The 18,983-nt window shown below is 59.3% G+C and carries 6 protein-coding genes; 3 read left to right on the top strand and 3 right to left on the bottom strand.

Annotated features, from left to right (window positions below; all coding sequences use genetic code 11):
* Nucleotides 1-118: 118 nt before the first annotated feature.
* The 3 genes from CAF77_RS27210 to CAF77_RS27195 all read right to left on the bottom strand — a co-directional run bounded on the left by CAF77_RS27210 (nucleotide 119) and on the right by CAF77_RS27195 (nucleotide 13,101).
* Nucleotides 119-421: a hypothetical protein gene (locus CAF77_RS27210; protein WP_064380388.1), complete on the bottom strand. Its 303-nt coding sequence runs from the start codon at nucleotides 419-421 to the stop codon at nucleotides 119-121.
* Between the two features lie 364 nt (nucleotides 422-785).
* Entirely contained in the window at nucleotides 786-1,193 is a 408-nt protein-coding gene (locus CAF77_RS27200; RefSeq protein WP_064380392.1) for an Imm63 family immunity protein, read from the bottom strand.
* A 1-nt stretch (nucleotide 1,194) separates the two neighbouring features.
* Nucleotides 1,195-13,101, bottom strand: a complete 11,907-nt coding sequence (locus CAF77_RS27195) for a glycohydrolase toxin TNT-related protein (RefSeq protein ID WP_085655671.1) — start codon at nucleotides 13,099-13,101, stop codon at nucleotides 1,195-1,197.
* A gap of 413 nt (nucleotides 13,102-13,514) precedes the next feature.
* Here CAF77_RS27195 and CAF77_RS27190 point away from each other — a divergent pair, with 413 nt between their 5' ends.
* Genes CAF77_RS27190 through CAF77_RS27180 form a run of 3 tightly spaced genes read left to right on the top strand, consistent with a single transcriptional unit; the run spans nucleotide 13,515 to nucleotide 18,978 of the window.
* Nucleotides 13,515-14,759, top strand: a complete 1,245-nt coding sequence (locus tag CAF77_RS27190) for an exonuclease SbcCD subunit D C-terminal domain-containing protein (protein ID WP_064380396.1) — start codon at nucleotides 13,515-13,517, stop codon at nucleotides 14,757-14,759.
* Nucleotides 14,756-18,397 (top strand): AAA family ATPase, encoded by a 3,642-nt coding sequence (locus tag CAF77_RS27185; RefSeq protein ID WP_064380398.1) that lies wholly within the window; start codon nucleotides 14,756-14,758, stop codon nucleotides 18,395-18,397. Before CAF77_RS27190 ends, CAF77_RS27185 begins: the two co-directional genes overlap by 4 nt.
* Complete coding sequence (locus CAF77_RS27180) at nucleotides 18,394-18,978, top strand: glutathione S-transferase (RefSeq protein ID WP_064380400.1); 585 nt, start codon at nucleotides 18,394-18,396, stop codon at nucleotides 18,976-18,978. Before CAF77_RS27185 ends, CAF77_RS27180 begins: the two co-directional genes overlap by 4 nt.
* The last annotated feature ends 5 nt before the right edge of the window (nucleotides 18,979-18,983 follow it).

Below are 18,983 nucleotides of genomic sequence, written 5' to 3'. Positions count from 1 at the left end.
GCGAAAAAGAAAAAAAGTGGGAACAAATTTAAACTATTGAGTAGAAACTGTAAAAAGGGGGGGGGGCAGATTTATTTAATAAAATAAATCTGCCCCCCCCCCTTTTTACAGTTCCTACTCAATAGTTAAACTTCGTCCGCACTTGTTCTCCTTCGCGATAAGACAGAACAAAAGACTTCCATAGCTCACCGCGCTTGATAGCATTTGCCCTTAATCGCTCCACCAGAAAATAGACCTTTGAATCATCAAAGTCAGCTTCAGCACTCCAGCTTTCTAAACCATTTTTCTCAACACAAAGCTCTGTCTCCATATGGCTTTTACCAACTTCGACATGATAGTGGAATGCGTCATATCCTTGAACGATACCAGCCTCAACGATCTCAAAAACCTCCTTGATAATTTCGAAGTCTTCAGCAATCAATTTATGATCTCCGGAATTTGTTTGGCTTCATTTTTAAACACCACGGTTCTAACCTTGTCATCAATTGTGTAGCTCAGCCTCAGCGAATCCGGTCGTATAGAACTCGGATCGCTACGCATAAACCTGACAGTTGTCACCCCTACCGTTTTGGAAGGGTCATCAAGGGCGTCCTTGACTCTATCCTCATAAAACACTTTGTAAGCCGAGTTATTGAAATTCTTGTCCTGTGGTAACAGATTGTATTTGTGGCAAGTCACACCTTGTGCACATCCTTGAGCATGCCCGCCTACGTCGGTGTCACGCCCTTCTTTACTACAAAGGGGACAGATTTATTTAATCAAATAAATCTGTCCCCCTTTTTTTCTTATACATCCAAGTACGGGGCGTTGATCAATATTAACTCCACCTCATCAGAAGCCCTTTTTTTCCACTCATCACTGATCCGCCCAAGAATTGATACATATTGTGAAAAAAGCAGCCTCCGCGAGTCGACACCAACAACTCTATTAGCCAATTCGTAGTCTGAAGCCAATTTAAAGGCCACACCACTAATTATCCAATACAGCAACTCATCCAAAGAGGTTGTGCGTCTTCTGTATATTTCAAAACCCCTCTCAGAGCATACATAATTAAACTCGTCCGACTTAACCTCCACATGGGGGCTTCCATCTTCTGGCGAACTGCTTTTAACAATCAAAAGAGACCTTGGAGCACCAATTCGCTCACCCAGCGAGTAAATGGCCTTTTGTATTTCTTCAATGACTGAGCTCATATTAATTAGTTCTCCTCAGGTAACCTTCTTTCACTAATCGATCAACATTAAACCTTTCAGAAAGGTCAGGTAAAATTTGAGTCCCGCCTCCAGGCTGACCAAATGCAGGAGCAATCTCCCCCTGAACGACCGGCAATGGCTTGAGCACCTCATACTGATAGTATCCTCCGGCTCTTGAGCCAGGCGCCAATGCTCTTTGATCAAACGGAACACCTTGAGGGGATAAGAAGGAACCTTCAGGGCCACCATAACGGTCCAATTTAGTACCAACTGGCAATGTATTCTTAATAGGATTACCAGAGAAACCTAATTCTTTCGGCCAATCCCAACTACCGTCAGCTTTCTTAAACTGGTCGTAATAAGAAAACCCTCCTGCTTCGTTATCAGCAATGGCGCCGGTCGATGCTTGAGTTTTTGGTGGAGTTACTTTTGCACCATCAGTTATCGAACCACCCTTCGTATCAACCCATTTCCCCCCAATCCACTCAACAGCTCTCCCACCAACATAAGCGGTGATAAGCCCTGTGGCCGCATCGAAAGCCATGCCTCCTAGCTCTTGGGCGGAGGCGGTCCCTACTTTATCGAACTGCTTTTCCAGAGTATGCGAAGGGATCGGGCTGGTAATCCAGTCCTTGAACCCGAGTGCTAACCCGCCAATACCACCTGCGATTGCACCCAAGGTGTCGAAAGGTGACGAAACGGCATTCCAGAACGATTTCGCATCGTTAGCCACACCTCCTGGCCACTCAACAACCTTATTCTGGACCACTGTCCATCCTTCTCTGGCCAGAAATCCGGGGTCCATCGATGGAGGGTAAACACTTGTAACTTCTTTTGGGTCAACGCCTGCAAAGTAAATGGCCTTGGCGGCGTTGTATTCCTCTTGCGTCCATCCTTCTTGTAGTGCCTGCAGTTGAATCTTACGTCCGAACTCCTCCATATCACGCTGTCTTTCGCCATCCAATGCGGCTACCGCCCGGGTGATATTGTCCCGACACGCTTGAGCCCCATCTCCCGAACCGCAAGCCGCTCGAGCGTTATCCGCTTGTACAACTTCTCTGTGTAGCAGCCAGTTGTACTGCGTAGCGTTCCTCGCAATTTCGGCTCCCTGCTCAAGATTCCCACCTACTGCCGCGGCGGCAAGCAGCCCGGTTAGTTGCGACATCATCAAGTGCAACTGATCATTGCCATTCGCAAAGTTAACCAGTTGATTCGTCAACGCTTCGTTGAGCCCTGCGGCTGCCGCGCCAGTGGCAAAATCACCACCGGTTGCCTTCGAAAGCAAGCCTCCCATCAGCGCATGCGCGACAGTCTTTTCAAGACTGCCCTCTGGAAACTTGATGGTGTCACCAACCCAATTGAACCCGGTTGCCATGGCGACGCTACCCGCCTGCCCCACCAGTGCCGCACCAAAGTTGTCACCAAAGCTGCCGCCGCCAATGGCGGTCGAAATGCCACTGGTGATGATCGCCCGACCGGTCGTCCGGATAGCGACGTCGGTAAAGTTGCTGCTCGTCAGGATGTTTGCAGTTTTGCTTGTTCCACCCGCAAACCAGTTGGCGTCTGCATAGTTGAGCACGCCCGCCGTAAACCCGGCGATGGCCGCGCTCTTGAGGCTGTCGGCGCTGAAGGTGTCCTTTAAAGCAGCGCCCAGGTTGCCCTTGTTGCTGATGGTGCTGGTCACTGCGGTGGTGGCCAAAGAGGTGGCAATTGCGCCGCCGAAGCCACCACTGGTCAATGCCAATCCTCCGGGCCCCATGACAAACGACATCATGATCGCGATGGCTATTTGTGCTGCCGGGCCCACACCAGAGTTTTCATATTTGAACGACTCGTGGATTTCCTTGACGCGTCGCCAATCGACGTCTCCACGAGACTCGGCATCTTTCAGCCAGGCCAACTGCGGATCTGCCTTGACCATAGCGTCGATGGTCTGGCTGACGGACTCCTGGTTAACGTCCTTGATATCGATCTTCAGCCCATCAACGGCTTTGATCACCACGTTGCCCTTGGCAATCATCTGGGTCTGACGCAGGGTCTCGTCGGTATTGCCTCGACCTTTGGATGATACCCATGCCGCGCTGTTGTTGGTCTTGGTATGGCTTTCGTCATGAAAGTCCTTGACCCCTTCAAACGTGATCGCGCCACCACTGTCCAGCGTGATGTTGTTTCCGCTTTCCAGTTTGGCAACCTGATAAAGCTGATCGCCCTTGCTGGACAGCGTCAAATCACCGCCCGCCTTGATTTCGGAGCCGATATGCTTGATATCGGTCACCTCATCGCGCTTCAACTTGAGCTTGCCGAAACTGCCCTTTTTCTTCTTGTCGTAGAGCGAGTAATCGGAATCCTGCGCAGCAAGAATATCGAGGTTGTCACCCGCAACCAGATAGGCCTCGTCGCCGGCAGTGATACGGCTGGAAATCACACTGAGGTCTATACCCGCATCCAGTCTGACGTCGCCGCCTGCCGAAATGCCGGACATGACCTGGCTGACATGGTCCTCCTGAACGGTGAGTTTCTTGCTCTTGGACAGTGAGTGGGTTTCATCCGCCGCAGACGTGATGACCACATCTCCGGTTGCCTTGATAGCAACATCACGCTTGGCATCGATCTGACTGGCGATGACGTTGATATCGCGCTTGGCGTCAGCCTTGAAGTCACGACCAGCGTCGATCTCTGCACCCAGTTGGGTGACGTCGCTGCTGTTGTGGCGGTCGTCGTGGAAGACGCTGTTGTTGACCTGGACGGATGAAACGTTGATGTCGCGCCCGGCATTCAGGACGGTGTCCTGGCCGCTTTTCATCACGCCACCGGCGATGTTGATGTCTTTGGCCGCGTTGACGGTCAGGTCATTGGCCGCTTCGATCCTTGCCGCGTTGTCGGCGTAGTCATGATGCTGGGTGCCAAACCGGGTGCTGTTGTCGGAGGACGTGATCGTGCGTTCATTGATCACGTCCCCGGTGCGAGTGGTCAGGTTCACATCGCGCCCGGTGATGATGCCGCCGGACTTGTTGATGATGTTGTTCGTCGCCAGCAGATCCAGACGATTACCCGCCTCAATCAATCCGCTATTGACCAGATCCTTGCCCGCCGTCGCCGACAGGTTGTTCGTCGCCTTCAACGTCCCGACGTTGTCCAGATTGCCGCCGGCAATCAGCGACACATCGTTACCGGCAATCAGCGCGCCGGTCGGGCCGAGACGGCCGTTGGCCTGGGCCAGGTACAGCACCGGTACCAGCACCTTCTCGCCATTCACTTCGTGCTCTTCGAGCCAGACGATGTCGTGGGTCAGCGCCGCCACTTGTTCGGCCGTGAGGCCCACGCCCATCGACAGGTTGAGGGCGTCCTTGCTGGCGATGGCGTTGTCCATCAGGTAGCGGAACATGTCCTCGTTGTTGCTTCGGCCATCGATGAAGGCCTGGCCGGTACGCGCGGTCACGGCTTGCTGTACCAGACGCTGTTCAAAGAGGCCGTCACCGAGGCGCTTGGCGCTCTGATCCGGGTCGTAACCGAGTTTGCCGAGCAGGTAGTCCGAACTCATGAAGGACTTGAGGTTGGTCAGTGCCGGGTTGGTTTCGATCAGGTATTTGTGCGCGTTGGACGGCGCCTTCGTGTCCGGCAGACCGGCAACGCGAGTCACCGGACGGGTGTCGATCGACTCTCTGGCATCATTGCCGCGGTCTTTCATGCCGGGACCGGCTGACTTCACCGGCACGTTGACATCGACCGTACTGGCCACCGCCGTGACCACGCTCGGGGACCGATGGAATGTGTCAACCGCGCGCGTGCTATCGGAGACTGCGGGCGGTGCATCAATGAAAAGATTACGCGGGCCACCACTGCTGCCAGCCACGACATGCCCCTCGGTAGCGACAACCTGCCCCCCCATCGTCCAGGTCGGTGCCGGGCCGGTTGTGCCAACGGGTGCGGTGTCAGCCGCGCCTTGACCGCTCAGACGGAACAAACCGTTTTCCCCGGTTGGCAGGGAGAAGCCTGGCAGCGACAGTGGATTGACTTGCTGTTGGGCGAGGTCTGGTGGCAGTTGGCTGTTAATTCGGATGACGGCTGTGCCGGAATTGCCGACGTTGGTGTTACCGACCTTGTTGGTACCTCCCGTCGAACCGTAGTCCTGATGGATAACGCTGTTTTCCAGATTCTGGGCGGCAATGATCGAGACGTTGCCACCCGCCTGGATGACGGCATTGCGACCCGTGTTGGTGCTGGCGGCACCGGTGCTGTCAACGGCAACCTCAGTGACGGACTCCGGTTGGTACTGGGTCAACTGGCCAGGAAGTTCGACCAGGTTGTTCGGGTCATACAGGGAGGGGGTTGTGGTTTCAAAGCCGTAGTTCACGTCTGGTATCGCGTTGCCCCATCCACGCAGCTTACTGACGACCGCGCCGGTTTCGCTGTCCTTGAGTGTTACAACGTCAAACCACTCACCGTCGCGCCCCCCTTCTCTGATACGCGTGGACGTGGGAATGGCCTTACGTATGCTGCCTCCCGCTCCGATGTAATAAACAAATGGAAAGTCAGGGTTATTGCGCTGGTTGTAAGGCAACACGACACTGTTAAAGAACCGTTTGGTACCACCGTCGGTCATGCTGAGTACGTAAGTACTTGTGCGTTCGATGGTGCCGCTTTTCGCCCCGATGTTTTTGAGACTGTCTGCGGTGATATTGATATTGCCGCCAGCAGCGACGGTGCTTTTGCTATTGAGAAACGTACCTCCCTGGAAAACAAAATCCTTGCCGACATTGAGCACTGCCGAGGGGCTGCTATCAGCGTCCGTACTTTGATAAAACTCTTTGGCCATCAGCGTGAAGACGTAATTGTCACCCTGGCAGTCATTGCAAATATTGGCGATATAGCCCGATACCAATTTGCGGTCACCCGACATCACCGGCCCTTCGGTACGGTTCTCGAAAACATCGGCGTTGATAGTGAACCCGCTCCCGCTCTCCATCGAGCCGGAAATGTTGTAGACGCCCGCCGCCCGCGCGGCTCCACCGTAACCTTTGATGGTCACGTTGCCCAATCCGTAGAAATCACCGTGCTGGTTGGTCAGATTGCCAACACTCAGCGTCATGTCCTTGCCGCTGAAGATCAGCCCGCGGTCATTGAGCAACGAAGGGGTGTTGATGTTCAGGTTCTGCGCCGCACCCAACGTGCCGTAGTTGGCGACACTGCCGGCGTTCACGGTCAGATCTTCACTGGAGGTGATGCGGCCCGAGTTGACGAGCGATCCACCGGTACTGATCGTCGACGATCCGCCAGCGGCGATGCTGCCGGCACTGCCGATGTTGACTTGCGCTGCACTCAGGTTCAGACCACGCTGACTCGACATCCGCCCATTGCCGCCATAGGCACCGGTCAGTTGCATATCGATCAGGCCATCACTGGCGAGCAGGCCGTCGTTGGTCCAGTTGCCCCCACGTATCTGCAGAAGATCGGAGGCCAGCAGCTTGCCGCTGGCGGTCTGGCTGAACTGGCGGACGTTCACATTCAATCGCCCGGCCTGAATCACGCTGGAGTTGTTCCAGGTGTCGGCCGTCAGGTCCAGGAGGCCACCGGTGGTAATGCTGCCGCCGGCGCCGATCACGTTGGCCGTGGAGAGATCGAGTCGGCCACGGCCGACGTGGTTGAGCTGCCCGCCACCGTTGAGGAAGCTGCCGACGGCCAGGGTCATGTCGGTGTTCGCGGTTTCCAGCACGCCATTGCGGTTATCCAGCAGGCCGCCGATCTGGAACTCGGTCTTGCCAGAGGTGCCCAGCGAACGCAGTCGGCCATTCTGGTTATTGACGCTGGCCGCTTTGACGGTCATTTGGCTGTTGCTTTCAATGACACCCGCGCCGTTGTTCAGCACACCACTCAAGCCAAAATCGATGCGCTCGGCGGCGATCTGCCCGGCACCGTTGTCCAGACTCGTGCCGCTTACGCCAACCAGCCCTTTGGCGTAGATCACGCCATTGCGGTTATCGAATGCAGCGGTGGTGATATTCGCATCAGAGCCTTGCGCCGAGATGCGCCCACCGTTGTTGTCCAGACCGGCCAGTGCCGAAAGCTTCAGGCCCTGAGCCTGAATGACACCGCCCTGGCGATTGTTGTTCAGGTCGAAGCCATTGCGCAGGACACCGACGGTACGCGCCTCAAGCGCGCCCTTGATGCTGGACAGAATTCCGCCGCGGTTATCGATGCTGGCCGCGCCGATCGTCACGTCGCCTTCCTGAGCGATGATTTTTCCGCTCTGGTTATCGAGATCGCCGGTAACGTCGAGCGTCAGGCCGGTCTGGCTCTGGATTGAACCTTTGCCGTTAGCCAGGCTTGCTGCCTTGAGTTGCAGGCTGCCGGTCTGGCTGTAGATCAAGCCGTCGGCATCGTTGCGCACGGCGGCGCTGGCGGTAATCTGCAAGTCATCCTTGGCCGCAATGGTGCCTTTGCTGCCGTTGTCCAGCGAGCCGGTCAGCAGTTGCAGCGAGCCTTGACTGGCGAGTTGCCCGTTGCTGTTGCTCAGATCGCTGACGCCTTTGATCACGACCGGACCGGTGCCCGCCAGTTTGCCGGCGTTGTTGTTCAGCTGTCCCGACAGATTCAGGTTGATCGCGCCGTTGGCCGCGAATTTGCCCCCGCTGTTATCCAGGCTCGTAGCGTTGGCAGTGAGCGCCTGTAGCGCGTTGATGGAACCGCCTGCGTTGGTCAGTGCAGTACTGGTGATGTCCAGTGCGGCGCCACTGTTGAGCAGGCCGCCCTGATTGTTGTTGAGTGCGCCTTTGAGCGTGAGGGTCTGCCCTGCCGCACTGCTGAGGATGCCTTTGTCGCTGTTGTCGAGGCTGGCGGCATTGACGGTCAGATTGCCTTGCGAAACCAGAGCGCCGTTACCGCTGTTGAGCAGAGCGCCCTTGAGATCGACCGACACATCGCCGTTGCGGCTTGAGAGCGTGCCGTTGGCGCGGTTGTCCAGACTGTCGCCACTGACGCTCAACTGCTGCCAGCCCGAGAGCAAGCCGTTCTGGTTGGTCAGGGTCGTACCGCTGAGCTTCAGTTTCTCGCCGCTGATGATCTTGCCGGCATTGTTGTTCAACGCCCGGGCAATGACGTCGAAACCCAGGCTGCTGGAGATTTCACCGCTCTGGTTGTTCAGGTCGCGCAAGCGCTTGAGGGTCAACGGCCCCTTGGCCGTCAATAAACCATTGGTGTTGTCGAGGTCGCCATTGGCAAAATCCACGGTGACAGCTTTGTCGCCCAGCAGACGCCCGCCGTTCTGGGTCAGGGAGGTCAAGGTCAGGTCGATGTCGCCGCCGGCAGAGACTTCACCGCCATTGCTGGAGTCCAGCGCTGTCGCCGTCAGCGACAGACTGCCCTGGCTGTTGATCAAGCCTTTGTCGCGGTTGTTCAGGGCCATGGCATTGAGTGTGACGCTGCCGATGCCCTGCAAAACACCGCCCTGGTTGTTCAGGTCGGCGCTGCCAATGCGCAACGCTTGCGCTGCGCTGATCAGACCGTCGTTGTCATTGCGCAGCAAACCGTCTGCGGTCAGGTCAAGGTCGGCACGGCTGATCAGGCTGCCGCCGCTGTTGTTAAGACTGCGGGCCCGGGCATCGATCGATGCTGCACCGATCATGCCTTTGACGTTGTCCAGTGCCTGGGCGATGCGCAGCGTCAGGCTCTGGGTGCTCAGCAATTTGCCATTGCCGTTGTCCAGATTTTGCGCCGCCACGGTAAAGGCTTCACCGCTGGAAATTTCTCCGCCCTGGTTGTTCACGCCATTGAGCTGCTTGAGCAGCAACGTACCGGGGGCATTGATCAAGCCATTCTGGTTATTGAGCTGGCCATTGTTCATGTCCAGGCTCAGGCGAGTGTTGCTGAACAGCTTGCCGCCCTGTTGCTCGAGCCCGGTGACCGACGCCGTCAGAGCGCCCTGGCTGCCAATCTGCCCGCCATCGCGGTTGGTGACCTTCCCTGCAACAAGGTTGAGGGTGTCGGCGCTGCTGAGCTTGCCGGTGCTGTTGTCGAAGTCGCCTGTGGTAACGCTGGCCGCGCCCTTGGCGCTGAGTGTGCCTGCCTGACGGTTGTCGAGACGGGTGCTGTCGAGCACCAGCGCCCCATCGGTAACCATCGCACCGCCCTGGTTATCAACGCTGCCGCGACTCTCGATTGTCAGGTCCGCAGCGCTGGAAAGGCTGCCCTTGATGTTGGTCAGTTGCGAGGTTTTGACCGTCAGCACGCTTTCGCTGCTGACCTTGCCCTGGCTGTTGTCGAATGCACCGCCCAGCGTCAGAGCCATGGCCTGCTGACTGAGCAACTCGCCACCACTGTTGTCCAGTGAATCGCCGTGCAGGTCGAGCGAAGTGCTGGCACTGATCAGGCCCTTGTTGCGGTTGATCAGTTGCTCAACGGTCAGCGTCAACGACTGACCGGTGAAGATCTTGCCGGCGTCACTGTTGTCGAGTTTTTTGCCAATCACCTGCAGGTCGCTGTTGGTGCTGATTTCACCGCCGCGGTTATCCACGTCGTCGACGTTCAAGGTCATCGCCTTGGTCGAGCCGAGCAGTCCGCCCTGACGGTTGTCGAGCAGGTCGGCATCGAGTTTGAGGACGCCGGTGGCGATCAACTGGCCGTCCTGGTTATCGAGCTTTTTCGCCTGTACGGTGGCATCCGACTTGCCGGCGATGCTGCCGCCACGGTTGTCCAGCGTCTGTGTGGTCAGGTCGAGTTTGCCGTCGGCAATCACCGTACCAAGCTGGTTATCCAGGGTGTTGTCGGTCGTCAGCGTCAGCGGGCCACGGCTGCTGATCAAGCCTTCCTGGTTGTCGAGGCTGGCGCTGTGACTGTCCAGCGATGTACCGGAAATAACGCCTTTGGTGTTGTTCAGCGCCTGCGCAATACGCACGGTCAGACCCTGTTGGCTTAGCAGTTTGCCGTTGCTGTTGTCCAGGTCATGGGCGGTCAGTGCGAAGGCTTGCTGGCTGGAGATTTCGCCGCCCTGGTTGTTCACGCCATTGAGTTGCTTGAGCAGCAATTCGCCGGGCGCATTGATCAAACCGTTCTGGTTGTTCAACTGGCCATTGTTCAAATCAAGACTCAGGCTGGTCTTGCTGAACAGTTCACCGCCCTGCTGATCGAGGCCGGTGACCGACATGGTCATGGCTTGCTGACTGGCGATGCGGCCTGCAGCGTTGTTGACCTGCCCCGCCGTGAAGTCCAGCGTTCCACCGCTGATCAGGCGCCCGCCCTGGCTGTTGTCGACATCGCCGCTGTCGATCCGGCTGTTGTCCTTGCCGGAGATCAGACCTTTCTGGCTATTGTCGAGACTGGCGCTCTTGAGTTTCAGAGTGCTGTCGGTGCTGATGGAGCCACCCTGATTGAGCAGCGTGCCAAGACTGGTCAACGCCAGGGCGCCGGCGCTGGTCAGGTTGCCGGCATTGTTATCGACACGGCCGGCATCGATGGTCAACGTGCCTTCGCTGCTGATGAGCCCCTGGCCGTTGAGCAGTGCATCGTCCAGTGTGATGACCAGGCCCTTCAAGCTATCGAACGAGCCACCGGTGTTATCCAGCGTGCTGCCGGTCAGTTTCGTCGCACCACTGGCGACGATCATGCCTTTGTTCTGGTTGATCAACCGGGTAACCGCCAGTTCCAGATCGCTGGCGGCGAGAATTTTGCCGCCGTCGCTGTTGTCCAGACGCTGGCCCTTGATGTTGAGCAACAGGCTGCCAGATAGCTCGCCCGCTCGGTTATCGATGTCATCGACCGCGAGAGTCAGCGCTTTTTTAGTGCCGATCAGCCCGCCGTTACGGTTGTCGAGTGTGGTGCCGGTCAGGCTCAGATTGCCCTGTGCGACCAGTGCGCCGCCCTGCTGTTGCAGCAGGCCGATGGTCGCGGTCAGATCGCCCTGGCTGGAGATCCGCCCTTTGGCGTTCTGCACCTCGCCGGCCTTGATACCGACAGGACCGACAGCGCTGACCAGACCATTGCTGTTGTCCAGTCGCGTGCCCGCGTAGGTAACGCCAGCCTTGCCGATGATCAGACCGTTGTCGCGGTTATCCAGTCGATCGACGTTCAGCGTCAGTTGCCCGTCGCCTTGCAGAGCGCCGCCACGGTTGTCTGCCGAATCACTGCGCAAGGCCAGCGTGCCTTTGCCGATGACCTTGCCGTCACGGTTGTCGAGATGACCGGCCTGCGCGTCAATGGCGCCCCTGGCGGTGATTTCGCCTTTGTTGCGGTTGTCGAGCAGACCGCTGACCCGCACTACGAGACCGCCATCGCTGACCACGACCCCGGCGTCCCGGTTATCAAGGCTGCCGGCCTTGAGATCGAGAGCAACGCCGGAACCGAGCACGCCGTCGCGATTGTCCAGCGCCGCGCTGAGATCAATATTGAGCCCCAGATCACCCAGGATCTGGCCGCCGAGGTTGTTGACGGAGGTCCCGCTGAGTCGAGTGATAGCGGAACTCGAAACCTGGCCGTTGCTGTTGTTCAACTGACCGATCGTGGCCGTCAGGCTACCCTTTGCGTCGATCAAACCCTGGCTGTTGAGCACTTGATTGGCGGTCACGTTCAGCGCGCCTTTGCTCAGCACACGTCCGTCATTCTGGTTGTCCAGCGTGCCTGCAACGATGCTTGCGATCTGCGCGGCGCTCAGCGTGCCGCCCTGGTTGCTCAGCACCTGTGCGGCATTCACCGCCAGATTGCGGCTGGCCACCAGGCTCCTGCCACGGTTGTCGATGTTTTGCGCACTCAGGCTCAGATCACCATTGGCATTACGACCGCCGTCAGCATTAACCCCGGCTTCGATCGCCCCGGCGTTGGTCAACTGACCACCCGCACTGAGGCTGATGCTGTCCCGCGCCGCAAGCGTCTGCCGGTTGGTCAGGTCGCCCTGAGTCTGCACGTTCAGCGAGGTGCCGGCGTACACCGCCGAGCGGGTCTCCAGGCTGGCGGCCTTGACGTTGACCGCGCCGGTGGCCGAAGTCTCGGCCAGGCTCAACTGGCCGTTGGCGTCGAGCTGGATGTCACCGCCACTGGCGATCAGTTTGCCGTCGAGTTTCACCCCCACCCCGGCCTCGGTGCCGACCAGTTTGATCGCCCCGGCGTACATGCCGCCCAGTGCCGAAGAGTCGATGGCCAGTTGCGGTTTGGCGCTGCCGTCGTCGGCGCGGGCCGTGGCGTTGAGCGATTCGGCGTTGACGTCATTGCGCCCGGCAACGATGGTCAGGTTTTTCGCCTGGATCTCGGCGTTGATCTTCGCGCTGCGGGTGATGATTTCGAAGCGGTCGACATTGGTTGCATTAAGCCCGGCACCTTCGATGGCGACCGAGCCCTGATCGACCTGGAAACGATCCAGTCGACCGCTGCCATCCAGCACCGGTTTGCCGGTGGTGAGGGTGACGCGGGGCGTGTTGATGAAACCGCAACCATTGCAACTGATGCCGTACGGGTTGGCGACGATCACCCGCGCCGACTGCCCCGCCACTTCGGTGTAGCCGCGCAACTGGCTCGGGCTGCCACCGATGACTTCGTTGAGAATCGCCTGCGCCGAACCACTGTTCTTCAGGTGCGGGTTGTCAATGATGTAGCCACCCAATTGAGTGGATGAAGCCTGGTTGGAGCCGTTGTTGAGGATGACGCCCTGCGCGCTGACGTTGTAGTCATGAAACTGGTTGTGCGACAGACCCGCCCCGTTGGGCGTGGCGATATTGATGATCTGCACGCCGTTGCCGGCGCGGTCGAGCGTAGTGCCAGGGTTGGCCACCACAATGCCGTCGGCCTGTGCCCACATTGGTTGCCAGAACATCACGTTGGCCAGCAAAAACGCCAGTCCGCGCTTGGGCATACCGCAGAACTGATCACGGCTTTTTACGGCGGCAGATGGCAGGCGAGCGAGAAAGGCGAACTGACGAACGTCCATGTAAAGGTCTCAATGCACAGGCAGGATGGGCGATTTGAAGGCAGGCGCGACGATTCCGACGGGGTTGCTAATGGCGCCCGTCAGAGCAAAATCGAATAGGGAGAAAGTTGCGCAATGCGATCAAGCGTTGCCCGGACGATCACGGCAAAAGCCATGAAAGCCTGTTCGTTCCCTCGCAGCGGCACACTGATATCAAATTAGTGGCGCGATATTAGATGGCCACTATTTTGGCGTCAATTAATGGTTGCAACACTCCAGCGTTGCCGACGAACGGTCATGACCCCGTCACATACTCGTTAGCTGACGTCCCCGGCCCCGGTCAGCCCTCCTGGCGCAATAATCTGTAAACTCTCCCCTCTTTCGCCGCCCTCTCATCCCGGCGGCCATCACCTCTTTATATTGCGGAGTCAGCCTTGCGTCTGTTTCACACCTCCGACTGGCACCTTGGGCAGAACCTGCACGGCCAGGAGCGCGATTTCGAGCACGCCTGTTTTCTCGAGTGGCTGCTGCGCCAATTGAAGCTGGCGCAGCCGGACGTGCTGCTGATCGCCGGCGACATCTTCGATACGGTGAACCCGCCGGTCAAAGCCCAGGAACGCCTCTACGATTTCATCGTCAGCGCCCACGAGCAGCAGCCGTTGCTGACCATCGTGATGATCGCCGGCAACCACGATTCCGGCTCACGAATCGAACTGCCCGCGCCGCTGATGCGGCGTTTGCGCACCCATGCGCTGGGTCGGGTGCTGTGGCTGGACGACGGGCAGCTGGATGCGGAACGCCTGCTGTTGCCGCTGCCGGACGCCACCGGTGAAATCGCTGCATGGTGCCTGGCGCTGCCGTTCCTGCGGCCTGCCGAAGTGACCGGCGCGCATCTGGGCGACAACTACCTGCGCGGCATTGGCCAGGTGCATGAATGGCTGATCGAAGCGGCCAATGCCAAGCGTCAGCCGGGTCAGGCATTGGTCGCCATCAGCCACGCGCACATGGCCGGCGGCTCGGTGTCGGAAGACTCCGAGCGCAGCCTGATCATCGGCAGCGCCGAAGCCCTGCCTGCCAGCCTGTTCGGGCCGAGCATCAGCTATGTCGCGCTCGGCCATTTGCACAAGCCGCAGAAGGTCAACGGTGAAGAGCGGATTCGCTACAGCGGCTCGCCGATTCCGTTGTCGTTTTCAGAAATCAGTTATCAGCACCAGGTTCTCGACGTCGTTCTGGAAGGCGAAACCCTGGTCAGCGTCGAGCCTATGCTGATCCCCCGCTCCGTAAACTTGCAGCGCCTCGGCCCTGCGCCGCTGGCCGAAATCCTGCTGCAACTGGCCGACCTGCCGAACATCGACCTGCTGGCCGAAACCCAGCGCCAACCGTGGCTGGAAGTGCGGGTGCGCCTCGACGAGCCGCAACCGGATCTGCGCCATCAGGTCGAAAGCGCCCTGCAAGGCAAGGCTGTGCGACTGGTGCGAATCGCCGCCGAATACGCCGGCAACCGGGGCGCTGACGGCGCCGAGGACGGCAGCGCGCTGATCGAGCTGGACCAGCTCACGCCGCAGGAGTTGTTCAGTCGCGCCTGGCTCGACAATTACGGCAACGAGGTCGACGAGCAAACCCTCAAGGACTTCGCCGAACTGCTGCAAGACGTACAAATGGAGGGCGAGCAGCCATGAAGATTCTCGCCATTCGCTTGAAAAACCTCGCGTCGCTGGCCGGCCCGTTCGAGATCGACTTCACCGCCGAACCGCTGGCCAGCGCCGGTCTGTTCGCGATCACCGGCCCCACCGGCGCCGGTAAAAGCACTCTGCTCGATGCCTTGTGCCTGGCGCTGTTCGGCGCCGTGCCACGCCTGAACAACACCGGGCGTGACGCCAAGGTGCCGGACGCCGACGGCGAAATCGCCACCGGTGACCCGCGCACCCTGCTGCGTCGCGGCACCGGTGAAGGCTTTGCCGAAGTGGATTTTGTCGGCGTCGATGGCCGCCGCTATCGTGCGCGCTGGGAAGCCAACCGCGCCCGGGAAAAGGCCGGCGGCAAGTTGCAGGCCAGCCGTCAGAGCCTGCGCGACATCGATCAGGATCAACTGCTCGCCAGTCAGAAAGGCGAGTACAAGACTCAGCTCGAAGCCGCACTGGGCCTGAACTTCGAACAGTTCACCCGCGCCGTGCTGCTGGCCCAGAGCGAGTTCAGTGCCTTCCTCAAGGCCGACGACAACGACCGCAGCGAACTGCTGGAAAAGCTCACCGACACCGCGCTCTACACCCGCCTCGGCCGCCGCGCGTTCGACAAGACCAAAGAGGCCCGCGAAGCCCACAAGCAGTTGCAGGATCAGGCCATCGGCGTGACTCCGCTGGCCCCTGAAGCCCGCGCCGAACTCGACGAACGCTTCAATGCCGCCCAACAACAATTGAAGTTGCAGCAAGCGCAGCTCAAGCAGATCGAGCAACAGCACGACTGGCTAAAAGAGCTGCTACGACTGCAAGACTCCCAACTAGCCGCCGCCGAGCAACTGCGCAGCGCCGAGCATGAGCGAGAGTCGCTGGCCGGTGAGCGTTTGAAGCTCACCCGCCTGGAACAACTCGCGCCGCAACGGCACCAGTTCGCCCGCAAAACCGAACTGGATGCACTGCTGACGCCACTGGCGGAACAGATCAGCGCGCACACCCGGCAAGAAAGCGAACTGACCGAGCGCCAGACGCGACTGGAACAGGATCTCGCCGCCGCGCAGATCGCCCTGACCCAGGCGCAAACGCAGTTGAGCGAAAGCGCCCCACTATTGCGCCAGGCTTTCGAGGAGCAAAGCACCCTCGCCCGCCTCGCCAAGGACGTTGCGTCCGGCGCCGAAGCGAAGCACGCCGCAGAGCAGGCCTGCACCCAGGGCCAAAGCACAATCCAGTCCCTGCTCGATCAGCAAAAACAAGTCGCTGAACGTTTGCAACGTATCGCCGCCGATCTTGAGCAAAGCGCTCATCTGGCACCGTTGAGCGAAGCGTGGAATGCCTATCGCGACCGCTTGCAGCAACTGATGCTGATCGGCAATCGGTTGAACAAGGGCGAAAGCGAACTCGCTTCCCTCGAAGAAAACGCCACCCGCGCCAGCGAAGCGCTCGCCACGCAGAAGCAGCAGCTGGAAGTGCTGTTCAAAGAGGCCGGTGCCGAACCGGACGCCGTCGCCGAACAGATCGGCATCCTCGGCAATCTGTTGCAGGACAACCGCAAGCAATTGCGCGCCGTCGAGGACCTGACGCGCCTGTGGGCCAGTCAGCAGGAGCTGGACAAGCGCAGTGCCGAACTGCAACAGCGTCAGCTCGATGCGCAACAGGAACGCGAGCGCCTGACTCAGGACGGGGTGAAAACCAAGTCCGAGCTGACCGTCGCCGAACAGACCCTCAACGTCACCCGCGAACTGCTCGAACGCCAGCGTCTGGCCCGCAGTGCCAGTGTCGAAGAGTTGCGCGCGCAGTTGCAGGACGACCAGCCGTGCCCAGTGTGCGGCAGCAACGAGCACCCGTATCATCAGCCGGAAGCCCTGCTGCAAAGCCTCGGCCGTCACGATGAAAGCGAGCAGGCCAGCGCGCAGCAAGCCGTCGATCAACTGAAGGAAAAACTCACCGAGCTGCGCGCTGATGTCGGTGGGGTGATTGCTCGGCAAAAGGAACTGCTGCAACAGCAGGAACAACTGGCCGCCCAGCAGCTGGCGCTGACGCCGAGCATCGAGGCACATCCGCTCGCGACATCGTTGCTGAATCAGGACAGTGACAAGCGCGCCACGTGGCTGACCCGCCAGAACGAACAACTGAATCAGAGCATTACCCAGGACGAACAGCGCCAGACCGCCCTGCTCACGCTGCAACAGGATGCGGCGCGCCTGACCCAGCAATTGCGTCAGGCCGAGACCGCACACCAGCAAGCGACTCAGCACCTGAGCAATCAGCAACGCGAGCTGAGCGCTGACCGCCAGCGCCTGGACGAAGAACTGGCGGCCTTCGCCACACTGCTGCCGAGCGACACCCTCGATGCCTTGCGCGCTGAACCGGCTGCGACCTTCATGCAGCTTGACCGGCAGATCGCCGAACGCCTGGCGCAAGTCGATCAGCAGAAGGAAGAGCTGGCCGAACAGCAACAGCGCCAGCAGACGCTCGAGAAAGAACAGGACCGCCAACAGGGCCGTGTGCAGCAGCTGCAAAACGCTAAGCAGCAACTCAACGCGCTGACCGGGCAACAACAGGCCAGTCAGGAAAAACTGGCGCAATTGTTGGGAGATCACAGCTGCGCCGAGCATTGGCAGCAGCAACTGGAACAGGCCGTGGAGCAGGCGCGCAACGCCGAATCCACGACGACTCAGGCGCTGCAGGACGCGCGTACGCAGCTCGTGCAAATCGCCGCCGAACTGAAAGCGCAGCAAGAGCGTCTGCAAGCGCTGGAAACCGAAGACCGCGATCTGGCCGGCAAGATTGCCGACTGGCGTGCGCGCCATCCGGAACTGGATGACGGTGGCCTCGAAGAGCTGCTGCGGATCGATGACGCGCAGGTCGACGAACTGCGCCAGCGCTTGCAGCACAACGAAAAAGCCGTTGAACAGGCCAAGGTGTTGTTGCAGGAACGCGATCAGCGTCTGCTCGAACATCAGGCCCAGCACAACGGCAATCTGGATGCCGAACAGCTCGCCAGCGCCCTCGCCGACCTGCAAAACCAGTGCACGGCCAGCGAACAGCAATGTGCCGAACTGCGCGCCGAGCAGGCCGAAGACCAGCGGCGCCAGAACGCCAATCAGGCGCTGGCGCAGCAGATCGCCGATGCCTATGCCGAGTATCAGCGCTGGGCGCGGCTCAATGCGCTGATCGGCTCGGCCACCGGCGACACCTTCCGCAAGATCGCCCAAGCCTACAACCTCGACTTGCTGGTGCATCACGCCAACGTACAGCTGCGGCAACTGGTCAAGCGCTATCGCCTCAAGCGCGGCGGCAGCATGCTCGGCCTGCTGGTGATGGACACCGAAATGGGCGACGAACTGCGCTCGGTGCATTCGCTGTCCGGCGGCGAAACCTTCCTGGTCTCGCTGGCCCTCGCCCTGGGCCTGGCCTCGATGGCGTCGAGCACGCTGAAGATCGAATCGCTGTTCATCGACGAAGGTTTCGGCAGCCTCGATCCGGAATCCCTGCAACTGGCCATGGACGCCCTCGACGGCTTGCAGGCGCAGGGCCGCAAGGTCGCGGTGATTTCCCACGTGCAGGAAATGCACGAGCGGATTCCGGTGCAGATTCAGGTACAGCGCCAGGGCAACGGTCTGAGCACACTGGAGGTGAAATGAACACGCTGTATTCCTTCCGCCGCTGCCCGTACGCGATGCGGGCACGGATGGCCCTGCGTTATTCGGGCGTGCCGGTGGAGATCGTCGAAGTCAGTCTGAAAGCCAAACCGGCGGAGATGTTGGCGATCTCGCCCAAGGGCACGGTGCCGGTGCTGGACGCGGACGGCCAGGTGATCGATGAGAGCCTGGAAATCATGCGTTGGGCGCTGGCGCAGCATGATCCGGATGACTGGTTGCTGGGTGGTGACTCAAGGATTGCCGAGTTGATCGAAGCCAACGATCGCGTATTCAAGATTCACCTGAATCGCTACAAGTACGCCGAGCGTTATCCGGAACAGCCGATGGAGGTTTATCGGGCGGAAGGTGCTCTGTTCTTGCAGAAACTGGATGAGTTGCTCGAAGGTCGCGATTACTTGCTGGCCAATCATCCGAGCCTGGCCGATATCGCGCTGTTGCCGTTCGTTCGCCAGTTCGCTCACGTTGATCGTGACTGGTTTGCGCAGACGCCTTACGTGCGGTTGCAGGCCTGGTTGCAGCGGTTTCTGGAATCGGAGCTGTTCACCGGCATCATGAAAAAGTAGGCGCG

The sequence above is a fragment of the Pseudomonas sp. R15(2017) genome (genome assembly GCF_002112685.1).
Classification (GTDB): Bacteria; Pseudomonadota; Gammaproteobacteria; order Pseudomonadales; family Pseudomonadaceae; genus Aquipseudomonas; species Aquipseudomonas glycinae.
Note: the sequence above shows the minus strand (reverse complement) of the source record. Positions and strands in the feature narration are given on the sequence as shown.

Bases quoted from the DNA above. Each gene is read 5' to 3' on its own strand.
- CAF77_RS27200 (WP_064380392.1), bottom strand. From the start codon at position 1,193: ATGAGCTCAGTCATTGAAGAAATACAAAAGGCCATTTACTCGCTGGGT.
- CAF77_RS27180 (WP_064380400.1), top strand. From the start codon at position 18,394: ATGAACACGCTGTATTCCTTCCGCCGCTGCCCGTACGCGATGCGGGCA.
- CAF77_RS27185 (WP_064380398.1), top strand. From the start codon at position 14,756: ATGAAGATTCTCGCCATTCGCTTGAAAAACCTCGCGTCGCTGGCCGGC.
- CAF77_RS27195 (WP_085655671.1), bottom strand. From the start codon at position 13,101: ATGGACGTTCGTCAGTTCGCCTTTCTCGCTCGCCTGCCATCTGCCGCC.